The sequence below is a fragment of the Methylobacterium tarhaniae genome (genome assembly GCF_001043955.1).
Taxonomy (GTDB): domain Bacteria; phylum Pseudomonadota; class Alphaproteobacteria; order Rhizobiales; family Beijerinckiaceae; genus Methylobacterium; species Methylobacterium tarhaniae.
This window is the reverse complement of sequence record NZ_LABZ01000265.1, coordinates 1-17,161: the sequence shown is the minus strand read 5'-3', so window position 1 is coordinate 17,161 and position 17,161 is coordinate 1. Positions and strand designations below refer to the sequence as shown.

At 74.7% G+C, this 17,161-nt stretch carries 17 protein-coding genes and 1 pseudogene; 16 read left to right on the top strand and 2 right to left on the bottom strand.

Features of this window, described 5'->3' with window-relative positions; all coding sequences use genetic code 11:
• The 14 genes and pseudogenes from VQ03_RS34050 to VQ03_RS28090 form a co-directional block, all read left to right on the top strand.
• Positions 1-229 (top strand): annotated as a pseudogene (locus VQ03_RS34050) (phage tail protein); the annotation flags it as partial.
• The gene (locus VQ03_RS28150) at positions 229-555 is read left to right on the top strand and encodes a DUF6916 family protein (RefSeq protein WP_048454228.1); all 327 of its coding nucleotides are present in this window, start codon (positions 229-231) and stop codon (positions 553-555) included. The pseudogene VQ03_RS34050 and the gene VQ03_RS28150, both read left to right, overlap by 1 nt.
• 75 nt (positions 556-630) lie before the next feature.
• A complete protein-coding gene (locus VQ03_RS28145; protein ID WP_048454227.1) occupies positions 631-1,179 on the top strand; it encodes a GNAT family N-acetyltransferase in 549 nt (182 codons plus the stop codon).
• A 580-nt stretch (positions 1,180-1,759) separates the two neighbouring features.
• On the top strand, positions 1,760-2,881 hold the full coding sequence (locus VQ03_RS28140; protein ID WP_053078770.1) for an efflux RND transporter periplasmic adaptor subunit: 1,122 nt from the start codon (positions 1,760-1,762) through the stop codon (positions 2,879-2,881).
• A 6-nt stretch (positions 2,882-2,887) separates the two neighbouring features.
• Positions 2,888-6,046 carry an efflux RND transporter permease subunit gene (locus tag VQ03_RS28135; RefSeq protein WP_048454225.1) on the top strand — a complete coding sequence of 1,053 codons (3,159 nt, stop codon included), beginning with the start codon at positions 2,888-2,890 and terminating at the stop codon, positions 6,044-6,046.
• Between the two features lie 53 nt (positions 6,047-6,099).
• On the top strand, positions 6,100-6,933 hold the full coding sequence (locus tag VQ03_RS28130) for a DUF2092 domain-containing protein (RefSeq protein ID WP_053078769.1): 834 nt from the start codon (positions 6,100-6,102) through the stop codon (positions 6,931-6,933).
• Positions 6,934-7,003: 70 nt separating this feature from the next.
• Positions 7,004-7,555 carry a hypothetical protein gene (locus VQ03_RS28125; protein ID WP_048454224.1) on the top strand — a complete coding sequence of 184 codons (552 nt, stop codon included), beginning with the start codon at positions 7,004-7,006 and terminating at the stop codon, positions 7,553-7,555.
• 29 nt (positions 7,556-7,584) lie between these two features.
• Positions 7,585-7,851: a hypothetical protein gene (locus tag VQ03_RS28120; protein WP_048454223.1), complete on the top strand. Its 267-nt coding sequence runs from the start codon at positions 7,585-7,587 to the stop codon at positions 7,849-7,851.
• A gap of 13 nt (positions 7,852-7,864) precedes the next feature.
• Positions 7,865-9,187 (top strand): type 2 periplasmic-binding domain-containing protein, encoded by a 1,323-nt coding sequence (locus VQ03_RS28115; protein ID WP_048454222.1) that lies wholly within the window; start codon positions 7,865-7,867, stop codon positions 9,185-9,187.
• 62 nt (positions 9,188-9,249) lie between these two features.
• Positions 9,250-9,588, top strand: coding sequence for a hypothetical protein (locus tag VQ03_RS28110; protein ID WP_048454221.1), 339 nt, complete (start codon positions 9,250-9,252; stop codon positions 9,586-9,588).
• Positions 9,585-9,914: a hypothetical protein gene (locus VQ03_RS28105; RefSeq protein ID WP_048454220.1), complete on the top strand. Its 330-nt coding sequence runs from the start codon at positions 9,585-9,587 to the stop codon at positions 9,912-9,914. Before VQ03_RS28110 ends, VQ03_RS28105 begins: the two co-directional genes overlap by 4 nt.
• A gap of 198 nt (positions 9,915-10,112) precedes the next feature.
• Positions 10,113-10,646 (top strand): TetR/AcrR family transcriptional regulator, encoded by a 534-nt coding sequence (locus VQ03_RS28100; RefSeq protein WP_048454219.1) that lies wholly within the window; start codon positions 10,113-10,115, stop codon positions 10,644-10,646.
• A gap of 346 nt (positions 10,647-10,992) precedes the next feature.
• A complete protein-coding gene (locus tag VQ03_RS28095) occupies positions 10,993-13,146 on the top strand; it encodes a marine proteobacterial sortase target protein (protein WP_048454218.1) in 2,154 nt (717 codons plus the stop codon).
• Entirely contained in the window at positions 13,143-13,706 is a 564-nt protein-coding gene (locus tag VQ03_RS28090) for a class GN sortase (protein ID WP_245292225.1), read from the top strand. The genes VQ03_RS28095 and VQ03_RS28090 overlap by 4 nt, the downstream gene beginning before the upstream one ends.
• Before the next feature lie 134 nt (positions 13,707-13,840).
• On the opposite strand, the gene VQ03_RS28085 is transcribed toward VQ03_RS28090, so the two are convergent.
• Together VQ03_RS28085 and VQ03_RS28080 are read right to left on the bottom strand one after the other, a co-directional pair.
• Positions 13,841-14,266 carry a type II toxin-antitoxin system VapC family toxin gene (locus VQ03_RS28085; protein ID WP_048454216.1) on the bottom strand — a complete coding sequence of 142 codons (426 nt, stop codon included), beginning with the start codon at positions 14,264-14,266 and terminating at the stop codon, positions 13,841-13,843.
• Positions 14,263-14,517: a FitA-like ribbon-helix-helix domain-containing protein gene (locus VQ03_RS28080; protein ID WP_048454215.1), complete on the bottom strand. Its 255-nt coding sequence runs from the start codon at positions 14,515-14,517 to the stop codon at positions 14,263-14,265. The genes VQ03_RS28085 and VQ03_RS28080 overlap by 4 nt, the downstream gene beginning before the upstream one ends.
• Before the next feature lie 274 nt (positions 14,518-14,791).
• Between VQ03_RS28080 and VQ03_RS28075 the strand changes: the two genes are divergently transcribed.
• Positions 14,792-15,565, top strand: a complete 774-nt coding sequence (locus VQ03_RS28075; RefSeq protein WP_048454214.1) for a helix-turn-helix domain-containing protein — start codon at positions 14,792-14,794, stop codon at positions 15,563-15,565.
• Between the two features lie 77 nt (positions 15,566-15,642).
• Positions 15,643-17,161, top strand: a 1,519-nt coding sequence (locus VQ03_RS28070; RefSeq protein ID WP_048454213.1) for a sigma-54-dependent Fis family transcriptional regulator, incomplete at its 3' end; no start/stop codon positions are given.

Below are 17,161 nucleotides of genomic sequence, written 5' to 3'. Positions count from 1 at the left end.
CGCCAACACCACGCCCGCCCCCGCCACCACTCCCCTCGCCGACGCGGCCACCTCGGTGGAGGGCACCGCCCCGACCAAAGAACAAGTCGTCTCCGTCAATACGGTGACCGGCGGCACCGTGTCGGTCGGCACGTCCGGCGCCGGCACCGCCTTCAGCACCCTCCAGCCCTCGCTGGCGCTGAACTTCATCATCACGATGTCCGGCCTCTACCCGTCGAAGCCGGATTGATGGCTGCCTCGCTCAGCGCCCTGTCCGCCGGGCTCTTCACCCCCGTCCTGGGGGAGGCGTTCGCCTTTCGCGATGTGGACGGCCACATGCTGGCGGTGACGCTGGCGCGGTGCGACGAGCATCCGCGGGCGACCATGCCGGGCAGCCCCCGCACGGCGTTCGGCCTCGTCTTCACCTGCCCGGCAGACGTCGCCGGGGCCTATCGGGGCGGCCACGGCGTGCTGTCGCATCCCGCCCTCGGCGGGATCGGGCCGCTCTACGTCGAGCGCATCCTGCCCCTCGGCTTCCCGGCGGGCACGGCCGCCTACGAGGCCGCCTTCTCCTGAGCGACGACGGGCGGCCCGGGCCGGGTGCGGCGGGGCCGCCCTTCCCCGTCTTTCCACCGACAGGACATCCGCCGCATGGTCGCCTATGCCGGTTCCATCCCGCTGCACGCAGGCCTGGGGCTGCGCCCCCTCCGCCCGACGGACCAGGACTTCCTGCTGCAGCTCTTCGTCGAATCGCGCCCCTGGCTCTCCTGGGCCGCGGCAGACCGCGACGTGCTGCACACGCTCTACGAGCAGCAGTTCCGGGCCCTGCGGGCGGGGCTGGAGACGATGTATCCCGAGCACCTCGACTTCATCGTCGAGCGCACGGGCCAGGCGGTGGGGCGCCTCGCCGTCGATCTCGGCTACCGCGACTGGCACATCTCCGAGCTGGCGATCGTCGCCGCGGCCCGCGGCAAGGGCATCGGCACCGACCTCGTGCGCAGCCTCCAGGCGGCGGCCGGGCAGGTGCGGCTGCCGCTCACCCTCTCCACCCCGATGGTCGGCGCCAGCGACGGGCGGGGCCTGTACGAGCGCCTGGGCTTTCGCGTCACCGCCCTGCGCCCGCCGCTCTACGACATGGCCTGGTACCCGCCCGGCTTCCCGGTGCCGCAGCCGGCGGGGGCGGGCGGCGTTCCGGCGTGAGGCGGCGCGGCATCCGCCCGCTCCCGCAGGGCCGTCCGGCGCAAGGACGCCCGCGCCTCCTGCGCCGACGCGCAGCAATGCCGCAGGAGCGTCCCGTCCGGCCACCGCAAGATCATCCCCGGTCCGCGGGCGACGATCGCCCGCCCCGCGGCCTGCGGCGACCGGCCGCGCCGCGCGGGCCAAGCAGACGGATCGTCCAGGCCAAGATCACGCCCCCGGCTCGACTGGGCCGGCGCCCCGCGACGGCCGGGCGAACGAAGACCGGCACTCACCCCTGCGCGCGCGAGAAACCTTGTGATCGCCGCGCCGGATCGCGTCGCTATTTCCGCTCGTCTTGAGCATCTATACTGTTCATGTCGCCGACAACAGGGCGGATTTTCAGTATCCGTTTTCAACAAATGTTATTACAACGCTGATACATGAGCAAAAACAATGCGTTGAGCTAGTTTGACGCTAACAGTATTTGCAATTATTATGAAGTCGTTCAAGCAGGGCAAACCTCTCGCCGATGGAGGTGTGCTTGTGGAATCGTGCGCCCGGCCGTCTTCGCGCAAGGCGGATTGCCGTACTGCTCTTGGGCATGTCCGCCGCGACAGTGATCGCGGGCTGCGATGCACCGCCTCCCGCCGTGCCGCCGGCGCCCCGGGTCACCGCTGCTCTGCCGCTGACCGCGCCGTTGCAGGACGAGATCGTGGTGACCGGGCAGACCGCCGCCGTCGCGACGGTGGATCTGGTCGCCCGCGTGCCCGGCTTCCTGCGCGAGGTCGGCTTCGCCGACGGCGCCGACGTGCCGAAGGGGCAGGTCCTGTTCCGGATCGAGGACGAGGCCTATGCGGCGCAGGTCGCCCTGGCACAGGCCTCCCTCGACCAGCAGGAGGCCGCCCTCAAGAGCGCCGAGGCGGAGTTCACGCGCCAGGACGCCCTGCGCAAGCAGTATGTCGCGACGCAGACGAGCTACGACACGGCCCTCGCCGCCCGCGATACCGGGCGCAGCGCCGTCGCGGCGGCGCAGGCCAACCTGAAGACCGCGCAGATCAACCTCTCCTACACGCGGATCGAGGCGCCCTTCGCCGGGCGGATGGGGCGCCGCCTCGTCGATCCGGGCAACCTGGTCGGGGCCGGCACGCCGACGAAGCTCGCCACCCTGTCGCGGATCGACGCGCTCTACGCCACCGTCACCCTCAACGAGCGCGACCTGCGCCACCTCCAGACGATCGTGCGGGACCGCGGCCTGACCCGCGAGGCGCTGCGGCGCGTGCCGGTCCGGGCCGGCCTGTCCGACGAGCCGGACCTGCCCCATCCCGGCCGTCTCGACTTCGTCGATGCCGGGCTCGACGCGGCCACCGGCACGCTCCAGGCCCGCGCCATCCTCGACAATCCCGGGACGCGCCTCGCCCCTGGGCTGTTCGTGCGCCTGCGGATCCCGCTCGGTCCCCCGGCACCGGCCCTGTGGGTGCCGGCCTCGGCGATCGGCCGGGACCAGGGCGGGCCGACCCTGCTGGTGGTCGACGAGGCCGGCACCGTGGCCCTGCGCCGGGTCGCCCTCGGCCCGCCGCGGGGGAGCCTGCAGGTGATCGCCGCCGGCCTCGGGCCGTCGGACCGGGTGGTGACCGAGGGGCTGCAGCACGCCCTGCCCGGGCGGGCCGTCACGGTCTCGCCCGGCACCATCGCCGCACCGGCCGCCCTCGCCAGGGCGGAGTGAGGGCGCATGGATACCGCCACCTTCATCGCCAGGCCGGTCCTCGCCAACGTCATCGCGCTCCTCGTCTGCGTCGCCGGGGGCGTGGCGATCCTCTTCCTGCCCGTGGCGCAGTATCCGCCGATCACGCCCCCCACCGTCCAGGTCACGGCGCGGTTTCCCGGCGCCGACGCCCAGACGGTGATCGACACCGTGGCCCTGCCGATCGAGCAGCAGGTCAACGGTGTCGAGGACATGCTGTACATGCAGTCGAGCTCGGCCAATGACGGCAGCTACGCGCTGGTCGTCACCTTCGCGGTCGGCACCGACCTCGACGTGGCGCAGGTCCAGGTGCAGAACCGCCTCGCGGCGGCGATGGCCCTGCTGCCCCAGGCGGTGCAGGCCCAGGGCGTCACGACCAAGAAGAAGAGCACGGCGATCCTGCAGATCGTCGCGCTCACCTCGCCGGACCGCTCGCGCGACGGCCTCTTCCTCAGCAACTACGCGGTGATCGGCCTGAAGGACCGGCTCGCCCGCATCCCCGGCGTCGCCGACGTCACGGTGTTCGGCGCCGGGCCGTACGGGATGCGGATCTGGCTCGACGCCGACGCGATGCGGGCGCGCGGGCTGATGCCGGGCGACGTGGTGGGGGCGGTCCAGCAGCAGAGCCAGGCGGTGGCCGCGGGCCAAGTCGGCGCCCCGCCCTCCCCCGGCACGCCGCCCTTCCAGGTGACCCTCGACCTGCGGGGGCGCTTCGCCGAGGCGGCGGAATTCTCGGAGATCGCCCTCAAGACCGGGCCGGACGGCGCCGTCACCCGCGTCCGGGACGTCGGGCGGGTCGAGCTCGGCGCGCAGACCTACAGCCAGTTCCTCACCCTCGACGGCGCGCCCGCCGCCGGCCTCGCGATCTTCCAGCTGCCCGATGCCAACGCGCTCGCGGTCGCGGCGGCGGTCCGGGCCGAGATGGCGCGGCTCTCGGGCGGGTTCCCCTCCGGCGTCGCGTCCGGCATCCCGTTCGACACCACCCGCTTCGTCGAGGCCTCCATCCGCGAGGTCTACTGGACCCTCGCGGAGGCGGCCGTGCTGGTCCTCCTCGTCATCCTGGCCTTCCTGCACGACTGGCGCGCGACCCTGGTGCCGGCCACCACCGTCCCGGTGACCCTCATCGGGGCCTTCGCGGGGCTGGCGCTCCTCGGCTTCGGCATCAACCTCCTGACCCTGTTCGGCCTCGTCCTCGCCGTCGGCATCGTGGTCGACGACGCCATCATGGTGGTGGAGGCCGCCGCCCACCACGTCGAGGGCGGGCTCCCGCCGCGGGAGGCGGCGGTCACGGCGATGGGCGAGCTGATGCGCCCGATCCTCGCCATCACCCTGGTGCTGCTCTGCGTCTTCCTGCCGGCGTCGCTCCTGCCCGGCATCGTCGGCCAGCTCTACCGGCAATTCGCCCTGGTCATCGCGGCGACCGCCGTGCTGAGCGCCCTCAACGCCGCGACGCTCAAGCCGGTCCAGTGCGCCCGCTGGCTGCGGCCCCGGCCGGCGGGCCCCGGAGGCGCCTTCCGGCGCGGCTTCGAGGCGGGCTACGGCCGGCTGGAGGCGGCCTATCTCGGGGTGACGGCACGCCTCGTGCGGCACGCCCCCGCATCCTGCCTCGCCGTCCTCGCCCTGGTGGGGCTCGCCATCTGGGGCCTCGCGCGGCTGCCGACGGCCTTCATCCCGACCGAGGACCAGGGCTACCTGATGGTGGCGGCCCAGCTCCCGGACGGGGCGTCGCTCGCCCGCACCGCGCAGGTGATGGAGCAGGCGACGGAGGCCGCCCGGGCGGTGCCGGGGGTCGAGCAGGTCGTCGCCATCGGGGGCGTCTCCCTCCTCGATTCCAACGCCTCGCTGGCGAATGCGGGCGTCGCCTACGTGATCCTGCGGGACTGGAGCCGGCGCGGCGCCGGGGAGGACCTGCGGTCGGTCTATGCCGGGCTCCAGGCGCGGCTCGCCGCCCTGCCCCAGGCCCGCTTCACCGTGGTGCCGCCGCCGCCGATCCAGGGGCTCGGCCTCGTCGGCGGCTTCCAGATGCAGGTGCAGCTCGCCGACGGCAGCTTCGACTACGGCAAGCTCCAGCAGGCCGCGGACGGGCTGGTGGCGCAGGCCGGCAGCGAGCCGGGCCTCGCGCGGGTGACGACCCCGTTCCGGGCCAGCGCGCCGCACCTGCGGATCGAGCTCGACCGGCGCAAGGCCGAGACCCTCGGGGTCGCCGTCGGCGACGCGCTCCAGACCGTCCAGACCTATGTCGGCTCGACCTATGCGGGTCAGATCACCCGCTTCGGCCACACCTTCCCGATCTTCATCCAGGCCGACGCGGCGTTCCGTGCCTCGCCGGAGGCCGTCGCGACCCTGACCGTGCGCAATGCCGGCGGCGGCGCGGTGCCGCTCGGGGGGTTGGCGGGGCTCACGCCGGGCCTCGGCCCGGCGCTGGTGCCGCTCTTCAACCTCGCCCCCACGGCGACGGTGAGCGGCGCGGCTTCGCCCGGCTTCAGCTCCGGCGAGGCCCTCGACCTGATGGCGCGGCTGGCGCGGGACACCCTGCCGCCGGGCACCCGCTTCGACTGGTCCGGCATCTCCTATCAGGAGGCGCAGCTCGGCCACCAGGCCTGGGGCGTGTTCGGCCTCGCCCTGCTCCTGGTCTTCCTGGTCCTGGCCGGCCAGTACGAGAGCTGGACGGCGCCGCTCGCGGTGATCCTCGCCGTGCCGATGGCGCTCCTCGGCACCGTAGCGGCGCTCGCCGCCGCGGGGGCCGACAACAACATCTACACCCAGGTCGGCGTCGTGCTGCTGATCGCGCTCGCCGCCAAGAACGCCATCCTGGTCGTCGCCTTCGCGCGCGACCTGCGGCTCGGGCAAGGGGTCGGCATCGAGGAGGCCGCGCTCGCCGCGGCGCGCCTGCGCCTGCGCCCGATCCTGATGACCTCGCTCGCCTTCGTGCTCGGCGTCCTGCCCCTGGTCTTCGCCACCGGGGCGGGGGCGGCGGCGCGGCGCTCGGTCGGCCTCACCGTGTGCAGCGGGATGCTGGCCTCGACCTTCGTGGCGGTGCTGTTCGTGCCGCCGCTCGTCGTGGTGCTCCAGCGCTGGTCCGAGCGTGGGCAGCCGGCCGGCGCGCCGGCACCTGGGGAGCCGGCACCGAGGGAGCCGGCCGAATGAGATGGCGCCGGCTCCTCGTGCCGGTGCGGGAACGAGACGGGAGGAGACACGCGATGACGCGACGCGCCCTGGCGGCCGGGCTGCCCCTGGCCCCCCTCACGGCTTCCCTCATGGCTTCCCTCCTGGGCGCCGCCCAGATTCCGCTCCAGGCCCAAGCCCAAGCCCAAGGCCAAGGCCAAGCAACGGCTGAAGCGACGGCTCGAGCCCAGACCCGGGCCGCGGCGGTCGATCCGGCCGCCCTCGCCCTGCTGCGCGGGGCCGGCGCGACGCTCGCGGCGGCGCAATCCCTGAGCTTCACCGCCACGGCGCTGCACGACGTGCCGAGCGCGGAGGGACAGTCGGTGCTCTACACGGTGCAGAGCCGCGTGTCCTTAAGCCGCCCGGACCGGCTGCGCATCGAGACGGTGGGGGACGGCGCGCCTGCGCTCTTCGTCAGCGACGGGCGCACCATGACGCTGTTCCGGCCCCTCGCCCACACGGTCGCGACGGCGCCCGCCCCGGCCGGACTCGAGGCGGTGCTGAGGGCCGAGACGGCGGCGGCGGGCCAGAGCCAGGCCTTCGCCGACATGCTGCTCGCCGATCCCGTCCAGGGCCTGACGGCCGGGCTGACCCGGGCCTTCGTGGTCGGCGCGTCGCGGCTCGTGGGCGGGGTCGAGACCGAGGTGGTCGCCTTCGCCGGCCCGGACGCGCAGGGCCAGATCTGGATCGGCGCGCAGGACCGGCTGCCGCGCCAGCTCTGGGTGACCGAGACCAACGCCCCCGGCAGGCCCCGCAGCGGCGTGGCCTTCGGCGACTGGCGCCTCGACGCGCCCCTCGACGACCAGACCTTCACGGCGACCGGCGCGGCCGGCGCCGCACCGGTGCCTTTCGCGAAGCCAGGGCTCTGAAAGCCCGGGCCTCCGAGCAAGCTCCCGGCGGAGCGGCCGCCGCGAGATCCGACGACCGAGGGAGGATCAGATGACACGGATCGGCATGAGCCTGCTGGCGGCGGCCGTCGGCCTCGGGGCCGCGTGGCCCGCCGAGGCGTTCTGGGTCGCGCGCGACTGGCGCGGCATCGCGGTCGGCGGGATCCGGGCGCCCCTCGTGGCCCGCGAGGCGTTCGTGGGCCGGTGCTGGCGCTGCGCCCCTTTCCTCGCCGCCGCCCCGGCCTTGGCCGCGGCGGCCGTCGGCACGGGCGCCGCCGTGGCGGCCGCGCCGGCCCCGGCAGCCGCCCCCGCGGCGGTGCCCGCTGCTCCCGCCCCGGCGGCCGGAGCGGCGGGCAAGCCGGCCGCTCCCACGCAGGTGGCGCAGGCCAACAGCGCCTCGACCCACTGCGCCGCCGGCCTGCCGGCCGACTCGAAGATGATCTACGACGCCTCGATCCGGAACATGAAGAGCCTGGAGACGCTGCGCGACACCGTCGTGGCCGAGACGCGCTCCCTGGTCGAGGCCGGCCGGCTCAGCGAGGCCGAGGCCCGCCCGGCCGCCGAGAAGGCCGGCACCTGCCTCCGGCTGCTGGCCCATCCGTGACCCACCCCGCTCACGAAGGAGAATCCGTCATGACGCACATCCGCATCCCGAGGCCCGTCCTGCTGCTCGTCGCCGGCCTCGTCGCCTCCCTCACCGCCGGTATCGTCACCCTCGCGCCGAGCCCGGCGGAGGCCGTGGTCTGCGCCCGGGGCGTCTACCGGGCCGGCTGCGTCGGCCCGCGCGGCGCCGTGGGCGTCCGCCGGGGCTATTACGGCCCGCGGCGCGCGGTGGTGGTGCGCCGGGGCTATTACGGGCCGCGCGGCGTGGTGGTCCGGCGCGGCTACCGCCGCTGGTGAGGCGGGCGCCGCCATGATCCTTCGGGCGACCGCCGGGCTTCTCGGTCTCGCGGGCCTGACCGTGGCGGCGCTCTATGTCGGGCTCGCCCATGCGGAGCTGCGCGTCACCACCGGCCCGCCCGGCAGCGCGCTCCACCGCCTGATCGCCGCCTTCGCGGCGGCGAATGCCCGGCTGCATCCGCGGGTGCGGCTCCTCCCGGTGGAGGAGCCGAGCCTGGCCGAGAACGCCCGGGCGCTGGAGGCCGGCCGCGTCGACCTCGCGGTGATCCGCAGCGACCTGCCCCCGCCCGCCAACGGCCAGACCGTCGCGGTCCTGCGCCGCGACGTGGTCGCCGTCGTGCTGCCGCCGCACAGCCCGGTCACCCATCTCAGCCAGCTCGCCGGCCGGGCGGTGGCGATCCCGGCGGGCCCGTTCCAGGCCGACGACGCCCGTCTCCTCGCCCTCCTGCTCGACTATGTCGGCGTGCCGGGCACCCGGGTCGAGACGCTCTTCCTCGACCCGCCCGCCCTCGGCCGGGCGATCCGGGACCAGCGGGCGGCCGCGATCTTCGCGGTCGGGCCGATCGGCCCGGGGCAGGCGGTCGACGCCGTGGCGGCGGTCGCGCGGGCGAGCCGGGGCACCCCGACCCTGCTCGCCTTCGACGAGGGCGAGGCGATCCATCGCCGCCATCCGGGCCTGGAAACGATCGAGGTGCCGGTCGGCGCGTTCCGCGGCCAGCCGGCCGTGCCGGCCGCCAGCGTCGACAGCCTGGTTGTGACCTACCGGCTCGTCGTCGGGCGGTCGATGCTCGACATCGTGGCGGCGGCGGTCGCCCGCTCGGTCTTCACCGCCCGCGGGATGCTGACCGCCGCGACCCCCTTCGCCGACCAGATCGAGGCGCCGGACCTCGACGAGAAGGCGCCGCTCCTGCCCGTCCATCCCGGCGTGGCCGCCTACCTCAACAACGGCGACCAGAGCTTCTTCGATACGTCGCAGAACTACCTCTATCTCGGCGGGATCGGCTTAAGCCTCGCCGGCTCGGCCCTGGCCCTGGCGGTGAGCCACGGCCATCGCCGCCGCGTGGCGCGGGAGCGGCGCCTGGTCAAGCGCCTGGTCGCCCTCGCGGACCAGGCCGGCAGTGCCGACCGGGCCGGGCTCGAGGCGCTGACGCGCGACCTGCGCCGCCTCGTCGGCGCGGCCCTGCGCGACGAGACCGTCACCGAGGGCGGCGCGGCCGCCCTGACCGGCACCGCCATTGCGCATGCCCGCGAGGCGATCCAGGACCGGCTGGGCGCACTGGACCGCGGCGAGATCCGGTCCGGCCGCCCCGGCGACCGGCCCGGCGCAGGACCTTGACATCGCCGGCGCGCCACCGATGCTCCCCGCCACGGACCGGGATGCCGAGGAGTGGGACACCGATGGACTGGGCAGCCGCGGCCTACAGGGCGCGCCGGCAGATCGGGGCCCGCAAGCGGACTTTTCCGGAGGACCGGTCCCTCGCGCTGATCGACGTCTTCGCCGAGCGCGGAACGATGACGGCGGCCGAGTTGCGGCAGCACGGCCCGGCCGATGTCGTCGCCACCATCCTGGGCCACGTGACGACGGCTGTTCACGGCAAGGGCCACGTGCCGACGCGGAACGGCTGGTACCGGCGTGACGAAACCGGGACGGCCTACGTCATCGATGCCGGCTTCGCCGTCGCCTGGAAGGGCGCGCGGGCCTGCGAGGGACCGCCGATCGCGGGTGCGCACCGATGAGCCTGCGGGATCGCTACGAGGAGGCCGTGCGCGGCCTGCGCGCCCGCGTCGACGCGATGCGCCGCGACGGCCACCCACCCGAGGCCATCGCCCGGGACGTCCACGCGGAACGCCGCCGCCTGGCCGTGCATTACAAGGGTCTGACGCCGGAGCCGCACCGGACCCTCATCGAGGAGCGGACGGTCCGGGTCTACGGCAACCCGCAGGGTCCGACGATCGATTTCCTGCGGGCGCAGGGAAAGTCCTGGGAGGCCATCATCGACGGCGCCACGCGCCCGGGCCCTCCGATCGGCCCGATCCCGGGGCCGGAGGATGGCCGGACCTGAGCGCCGCATGCGGCGGTGCGAGCGGGCGAGCCCGTCCGCCAGGACGTGACAGGCGGGCGATCCGGGCGGCCTGCCCGGCGGTGGACCGGAATGCGCGCCCAGACCATAGGCCCGCTTGGGGGCCAGGCCGACGGAACCGGTTGCGCGGGATCGATCCCATATTTAAATCCATCCGCATGGATTGAAAGGAAGCGCCGGATGGGTCGTCCGAGGACCATCGACCGGGAGAAGGTGCTGGACGCCGCCGAGGTGATCGTGCGGCGCGACGGCGCCACCGCGCTGACCTTCGAGGCGGTGGCCAAGGCCGCCGGCATCACCAAGGGCGGCCTGCAATATTGCTTCGGCAGCAAGGACGATCTCGTCGCCGCGATGATCGAGCGCTGGATGACGGCCTTCGACGCCGAGCTCGCCCGGGCCCTGCCGCCGGAGGCCGGCACCCTGGAGCACACGCGCGGCTACGTCGCCGCCCTGGGCCGGCTCGACGAGGCAACCCAGACCAAGATGGCCGGCATGCTCGTGACCCTGCTGCAATCGCCCGAGCACCTGCATCGCGTCCGCGCCTGGTATGCCGAATGGACCGGCCGGTTCGATCCCGCCTCCGAGGCGGGGCGCCGGGCGCAGGTGGCCTTCTTCGCCGCCGAGGGCGCCTTCTTCCTGCGCAGCCTCGGCCTGGTCGAGATGGACGGGGCGGCATGGCACCGCCTGTTCGCGGACATCCTCGCGCTGCCTTAGACCTCGCCCTCCCGTCGAACCAGACGATCCGTTCCCCGCACGAACGGAGCGGTCGACGGCCACGGAGCCTCGCTTCTCCGCGCTCGAGACCCTGCGCGCCATCGCGGGCGCCGGCCGTCAGGCGTTCGCGCGGCACGCGGTCGAGCGGGCCCCGGCTCCCGCGGACGGATCCGGACGGAACCTCACCGCCCGGCCGCTCCGGCGCCCCGCCCCGCACCGGTGCGGACGCGCCGTTCCGGAACCGGCCGGAAGGTGGGCGAAGCGTCCCGTGGCGGCGATTCCCCGCCCGGGCGAGCCTCCGGGTCGGCCGGCCCTGCGCCGGCGCAGACCCCCAGGGAGGCTCCCCGTGTCCCGATGCTCCAGCCGCAACCCGCTGCCCCGCAACCTCCTCATCGGCCCGCTGATCGCGGCCCTCTTCGCGATGCTCGGCGCACCGCCGGCCCGGTCCGAGGAGGGCGGCGGCACCCTGCTCCTGCGCCATGGCGCCGCCGCCCCGGTCGAGGCGCCGCGGCTCGCCGCCGACGCGGCCATCGCGGTCAGCGGCCCGACGGCGCGGGCCACGATCACCCAGGCCTTCCGCAACACCACCGCGGAGTGGGTCGAGGGCACCTACCTGTTCCCCCTGCCGGAGGATGCCGCCGTCGACGCGATGCGGCTCGTCGTCGGCGACCGGGTGATCGTCGCCGACATCCGCGAGCGGCAGGCGGCGCGGCGCGACTACGAGGCGGCCCGGGCCGAGGGCAAGGCGGCGGCGCTGACCGAGCAGCAGCGGCCGAACCTGTTCACCAACGCGGTCGCCAATATCGGCCCCGGCGAGACCGTGCTGGTCCAGATCCAGTACCAGCAGGGCGTGCGGCGCTCCGGCGACACCTATTCCCTGCGCCTGCCGACCGTCGCGGGCCCGCGCTACAGCCCGGCCCCGCCGGCCGTCATGCCCGCCGCGGACGGCCCGCACGATCCCGGCACCATGCCCGACCCCGTGCCCGACCGGCACGCCATCGCGGCGCCGGTGCTCGATCCGGCGCGCCACGCGCCGGTCAACCCGCTGACGCTCTCGATCGACCTCAAGGCCGGCTTCGCCCTCGGCGCGGTCTCGAGCGCCACCCACGCGATCACCGTCGAGGCTCCCTCGGAGAGCGAGCGCCGCATCGCCCTGCGCGACGGCGCCACCGCGGCCGACCGGGATTTCGAGCTGACCTGGACGCCCGCCCCCGGGGCGGGCCCGGCCGTCGGCCTGTTCCGCGAACGGGCCGACGGGACGGATGCCGTGCTCGCCGTCGTGACCCCGCCCGTGACGGCGATCCCGGCCGCCCCGATGCCGCGGGACGTGATCTTCGTCATCGACAATTCGGGCTCGATGGGCGGCACCTCGATCCGTCAGGCCAAGGCGAGCCTGCTCGTCGGCCTCGACCGGCTGCGCCCGGGCGACCGGTTCAACGTGATCCGCTTCGACGACACGATGGAGACGGTCTTTCCCGATCTCGTGGCCGCCGACGAGAACCGTCTCGCCGAGGCGAAACGCTTCGTCGCCGGGCTGGAGGCGCGCGGCGGCACCGAGATGCTGGCGCCGCTCCAGGCGGCCCTGCGGGACGCCGATCCGGAGGAGACGGGCCGGGTGCGGCAGGTCGTGTTCCTCACCGACGGCGCGATCGGCGACGAGGCGCGGATCTTCTCCGCCATCGCGGAGGGGCGCGGGCGCACGCGGTTGTTCATGGTCGGGATCGGCTCGGCCCCGAACGGCCACCTGATGCGCCACGCCGCCGAGCTCGGCCGCGGCACCTTCACCCAGATCTCGACGGCCGACCAGGTCGCCGACCGCATGCGCGACCTCCTGGTCAAGCTCGAGAGCCCGGTCGTCACGGACCTGGCCGCGACCTTTTCGGAGGAGGCCGAGGCCAGCCCCGCGGAGCTGCCGGACCTCTATCGCGGCGAGCCGGTGACGGTCGCCGCGCGGATGCGGGAGGCCAAGGGCACCTTGACCCTCACCGGGCGGATCGGCGGCCGGCCCTGGCGCAGGGTGCTGACCCTCGACGGGGCGCAGGACGGCGCCGGCATCGGCAAGGTCTGGGCCCGGGCCCGGATCGGCGAGGCCGAGACCGCGCGGATCACCGGGCGGATGACCCCGGAGGCCGCCGACGCCGCGATCCTGCGCCTCGCCCTCGCCCACGGGCTGACGACGCGCCTGACCTCCCTCGTCGCCATCGATGCCACGCCGCGCCGGCCCGCGGGCGCGCGCCTCGCGCGCACCGACCTGCCGCTCAACCTGCCGGCCGGCTGGGACTTCGCGGCCCTGTTCGGACAGGACCTCCCGCCGGCCCCCGCCGCGATTCCGCCCGGGCGCAGGGCCGGGCTGGACCCGGCCGAGCTGGTCCCGGCGGCCTCCCGCGCGATCGCCCTGCCGCAGACCGGCACGGAATCCGGGATCCGGCTGATGCTCGGGGCGGCTCTCCTCGGCCTCGCCCTGCTCGCGTGGTCCCGTGGACGGCGGGTCGCGCGGTGAGGGCGCTCGCCCCGCTCCTCGCGGCCTGCGGCCTCGCCCTCGTGGCGCAGGGGGCCTGGATCCCCGCCAAGGCCGCCCTGGCGCAGGCGCTGCTCGCCCGCGCCTTCGACCGCAGCCTCGCGGAGGGCGGGCCGGTCCGCCCCTGGCCCTGGGCCGACACGGTGCCGGTCGCCCGGCTCGCCCTCCCCAGCCTCGGCGAGACCTATCTGGTGCTGGCCGGGGCGAGCGGGCAGGCCCTGGCCTTCGGGCCGGGCCAGGTCGAGGGCACGCCGGACGCCGGCGAGCCCGGAACCGCAATCTATGCCGCCCACCGCGACACCCAGTTCCGCAACCTCGGCCGCCTCCGCCCCGGCGATCCCGTCGAGGTGCGGCGCCGGGACGGCACCACCATCCGCTTCCGGGTCACCGGGTCCCGGATCGCGCGCTGGGACCAATCCGGCCTCGATCCGGACGCGCCGGGGCGGCGCCTCGTCCTCGCCACCTGCTGGCCGCTCGACGCCCTCGTCCCGGGTCCCGAGCGCCTGCTGGTGGAGGCGGTGGCCGATGCACCGCGAGACTGAGCGGATCCGCGCCGGCAGGCCGCTCGCGTCGCCCGCCTGGCATCTCGATGCCCCGCGGGCTCTCAGCGGAACCGGCGGCCGCCCCGGCGAACCCGGTCCGGCGCCTCGCCTCCGGATCGGTCGCGCGCACCGTCTCAGGTCGCGGGCTGCCACGGGTTGATCGTGGGCAACCCGGCGGCCTCGAAATGGCGGGTGTCGCGGGTGGCGACCAGCAAGCCCCGCGACGCCGCCGTGGCGGCGATGTAGCCGTCCGCCGTGCCGATCGCCCGGCCAGCCTCCCTCGCGCAGGCCATGAGGTCGGCATAGGCCTGCGCGGCAGCCATGTCGAAGGCCAGGACCCGGTTCTCGAACAGCGGCAGCACCTCGACCTCCAGACGTCGGCGCAGGGTGTCGCGCCGTTTGCCCGACGGCATGGCGGCGACTCCGAACCGGAGTTCGGCCACGGTGACCGCCGACAGGAAAAGCGTGTCGATCGCCTGGGCATCGATCCAGGCGAGCACGTGCGGATCGGGTGCGGGCTTCAGGGGTTCGGACACGAGGTCGGTATCGAGCAGGATCACCGGAGCTTCACCGGCTCGGCCGGGGTCTTGTCCCGGAGCCGGTCGAAATGCTCCGCCTCCGACTCCGTCAGGTCCGCCTCGCGGCCGATCGAGGCCAGCAACGAGCCGAGCTTGACGCGATGGGGCGGACGCACGGCCGCTTCCAGGATGTCGCGCATCTCGGCTTCCGTACTGCGCCCGTGCTGTGCGGCGCGGACCTTCAGGGCGCGGTGCGCTTCCGCGGAGAGTTTGCGGATGGTGACGGCGGGCATGACGGCAGACCTCGATAGCCTGAGGTCATTGATAGCAAGTTGCTCGATCTGCCAGCAACCGCGAACCGGCGAGGTCGGGATCCCGGACCGGAATCCGCACCCCGAATGGTCGGGCGGTCGCGGGCTTGGCCGGCCGCTCGTCTCCGGTCACGGAGCACCCTCGACCCGGGCGCGAACCTCCGGCGGCTCAAGGCCGAACCTTGACGCCGGAGGAGCTGTGCGGTTTCGTGCGGATCCGTCCGGACCCGCACGGGTTCCCTCCGAATCCCGCCGAATGCCGCCCTTCGAGACAGTGCCCGAGACCGACGAAGCCGCCCTGACCGAGGGGCAGAGCCGGGCGGTGGCCGATGCGGTGCGGGAGGCCCTGGCCCGCCGGCGCCTGTCGCGCCAGGCCCTGGCGGATGCGGCGCGCATCAGCATCTCGACCCTGGAGAAGGCCCTGTCCGGCCGCCGGCCGTTCACGCTGGCGACGACGGTCCGCCTCGAGGAGGCCCTGGGCCTGCCCCTGAGGCGGCCCGCGCCGCGCCGGGAGGCGGCGCCCCGCCAGGCCCCGGAGGCCTTCGGCTCCTATACCCGCGCGGCGGTGGCCTTCCTCGAAGGGCGCTACCTCACGCTCCGGCCCTCCTTCGGGCAGGCCGGCGCGATCTTCGCCTACCGGACCGAGATCGCCTGGGACGACGAGGGCGCCCGGCTGGTCTTCCGCGAGGCGGAGCGCCTGGACGCGCCCTTCGCCCAGACCGGCACCGTCTCGGTGCCCAACCAGTCGGGCCACATCTATCTCGTCACCGAGTTCCAGGGGCAGTACCGGCTCGCCATGCTCGGCCGGCCGACCATCCAGGGCGAGCTGTTCGGCATCCTGACCACCCTGGTGTCGGGCCGAGGCGCACAGCTCACCCCCGCCGCGACGCCCCTCGCCCTGGTGCCGGAGCGCGGCGCCCCGGACGGCTTGCAATACGGACGGATCGCGGCCGGCATGCCGTGCGAGCCGGCCTATCGCCGGATCCTCGACCGGGTGCAGGAGGACGGTTTCGCGGTGTTCCCCGCCTGAGCCCCGGCTCGGCCGGCCCGGCCTTTCCCCCTCCGCCATTCGCGCGCAGTATGGGCGAAAAGGTCGGGGAGGACACGATGCGGCCTGCCGTGATGGCCCACATCGACGAGCTCGTCCGGGCGGCGAGCGGCGGCGGCGGGGCGCGCGACCCGCTGATCAGCCAGTCGTGGCAGCGGTGCCTGGGCGAGTACCGGCTCGACCCCGCCGCGCCGCGTCGCGCCTACATCCACACCCATCAGCGCCTGCGCGAGCATCGCGACGCCCTCGACGACCTGATCCGCGTGGCGCGGTTCGGCGTCGAGGCGCTCTACCGGCAGGTCTCGGGCCTCGGCTACGTGCTGATCCTGGCCGATGCTCGCGGCGTCGCCGTCGACTTCATCGGCGATTCCGGCCGCGACGGCGAGCTGCGCCGCGCCGGGCTGTATCGCGGCTCGGACTGGAACGAGCACCTCGCCGGCACCTGCGCGGTGGGCACCTGCATCGCCACCGGCGAGGCGCTGTCGGTGCATCTCGACGACCATTTCGCCGGCGACCATATCGGGCTCACCTGCACCGCGGCGCCGGTCTACGCCGCCGACGGTACGCTCGCCGCGGTGCTCGACATCTCGGCGCTGCAGGCGCCGGCGCCGAAGGCCAGCCAGCACCTCGCGCTCCAGCTCGTCACCTCCTTCGCGCACCGGATCGAGACCGCGAGCCTGCATAACGGCTTCCGGCGCGAGTGGATCCTCCACCTGTCGCGCTCGCCCGAATTCGCCGACATCGAGCCCGAGCTGGCCCTGGCGGTGGATGCGGGCGGCCGCATCCTCGGCTTCAACAGCCGGGCGCGGGCGCTGATCGACCGCGCCCTGCACCACCCGCGCGGGGCGGCGAACCTGCGCGCGGCCTCTGGCGGCCATGCCGGGCTCGGCCTGCGCCTCGACGCGCTGTTCGAGGTCTCGGTGGACGACCTGCCGCGCTTCACCCGGGCGGTCCCGGTCGAGCGGCGGGTGCTGCGCTTGCGCGGGGGCGAGCGCTTCTACGCCCTGGCGCTGGAGCCGGCGGCCGCCCCCGCCCGGACGACGCGCCCCGCGGCCGCTCCGCCGCCCGACCTCGCCGGCGGCGACCCCGCCCTCGCCCTGATGGCGGGCCAAGCCTCGCGCCTCTTCGCGGCGGGGGTGAGCCTCCTGATCGGCGGCGAGACCGGCAGCGGCAAGGAGTTCTTCGCCAAGTCGCTGCACCGGGCCTCGGCCCGCGCGGGGAAGCCCTTCGTGGCGGTCAACTGCGCCGCCCTGCCCGAGAGCCTGATCGAGTCCGAGCTGTTCGGCCACGAGGCGGGCGCCTTCACGGGCGCGGCGGCCAGGGGCAAGACCGGCCTGGTGCAGCAGGCCGATGGCGGCACGCTGTTCCTCGACGAGATCGGCGACATGCCGCTCGCCGCGCAGACGCGGCTCCTGCGGGTTCTGGCCGAGCGCGAGGTGACGGCGCTCGGCGCGACGATGCCGCAGGCGGTCGACATCCGGGTGATCGCGGCGACGCATCGCGACCTCGCCGCTCTGGTGCGCGAGGGCCGCTTCCGCGACGACCTCCTGTACCGCCTGGCCGGCGCCCGCTTCGTCC

Bases quoted from the DNA above. Each gene is read 5' to 3' on its own strand.
- VQ03_RS28150 (WP_048454228.1), top strand. From the start codon at position 229: ATGGCTGCCTCGCTCAGCGCCCTGTCCGCCGGGCTCTTCACCCCCGTC.
- VQ03_RS28145 (WP_048454227.1), top strand. From the start codon at position 631: ATGGTCGCCTATGCCGGTTCCATCCCGCTGCACGCAGGCCTGGGGCTG.
- VQ03_RS28140 (WP_053078770.1), top strand. From the start codon at position 1,760: ATGTCCGCCGCGACAGTGATCGCGGGCTGCGATGCACCGCCTCCCGCC.
- VQ03_RS28135 (WP_048454225.1), top strand. From the start codon at position 2,888: ATGGATACCGCCACCTTCATCGCCAGGCCGGTCCTCGCCAACGTCATC.
- VQ03_RS28130 (WP_053078769.1), top strand. From the start codon at position 6,100: ATGACGCGACGCGCCCTGGCGGCCGGGCTGCCCCTGGCCCCCCTCACG.
- VQ03_RS28125 (WP_048454224.1), top strand. From the start codon at position 7,004: ATGACACGGATCGGCATGAGCCTGCTGGCGGCGGCCGTCGGCCTCGGG.
- VQ03_RS28120 (WP_048454223.1), top strand. From the start codon at position 7,585: ATGACGCACATCCGCATCCCGAGGCCCGTCCTGCTGCTCGTCGCCGGC.
- VQ03_RS28115 (WP_048454222.1), top strand. From the start codon at position 7,865: ATGATCCTTCGGGCGACCGCCGGGCTTCTCGGTCTCGCGGGCCTGACC.
- VQ03_RS28110 (WP_048454221.1), top strand. From the start codon at position 9,250: ATGGACTGGGCAGCCGCGGCCTACAGGGCGCGCCGGCAGATCGGGGCC.
- VQ03_RS28105 (WP_048454220.1), top strand. From the start codon at position 9,585: ATGAGCCTGCGGGATCGCTACGAGGAGGCCGTGCGCGGCCTGCGCGCC.
- VQ03_RS28100 (WP_048454219.1), top strand. From the start codon at position 10,113: ATGGGTCGTCCGAGGACCATCGACCGGGAGAAGGTGCTGGACGCCGCC.
- VQ03_RS28080 (WP_048454215.1), bottom strand. From the start codon at position 14,517: ATGCCCGCCGTCACCATCCGCAAACTCTCCGCGGAAGCGCACCGCGCC.
- VQ03_RS28075 (WP_048454214.1), top strand. From the start codon at position 14,792: ATGCCGCCCTTCGAGACAGTGCCCGAGACCGACGAAGCCGCCCTGACC.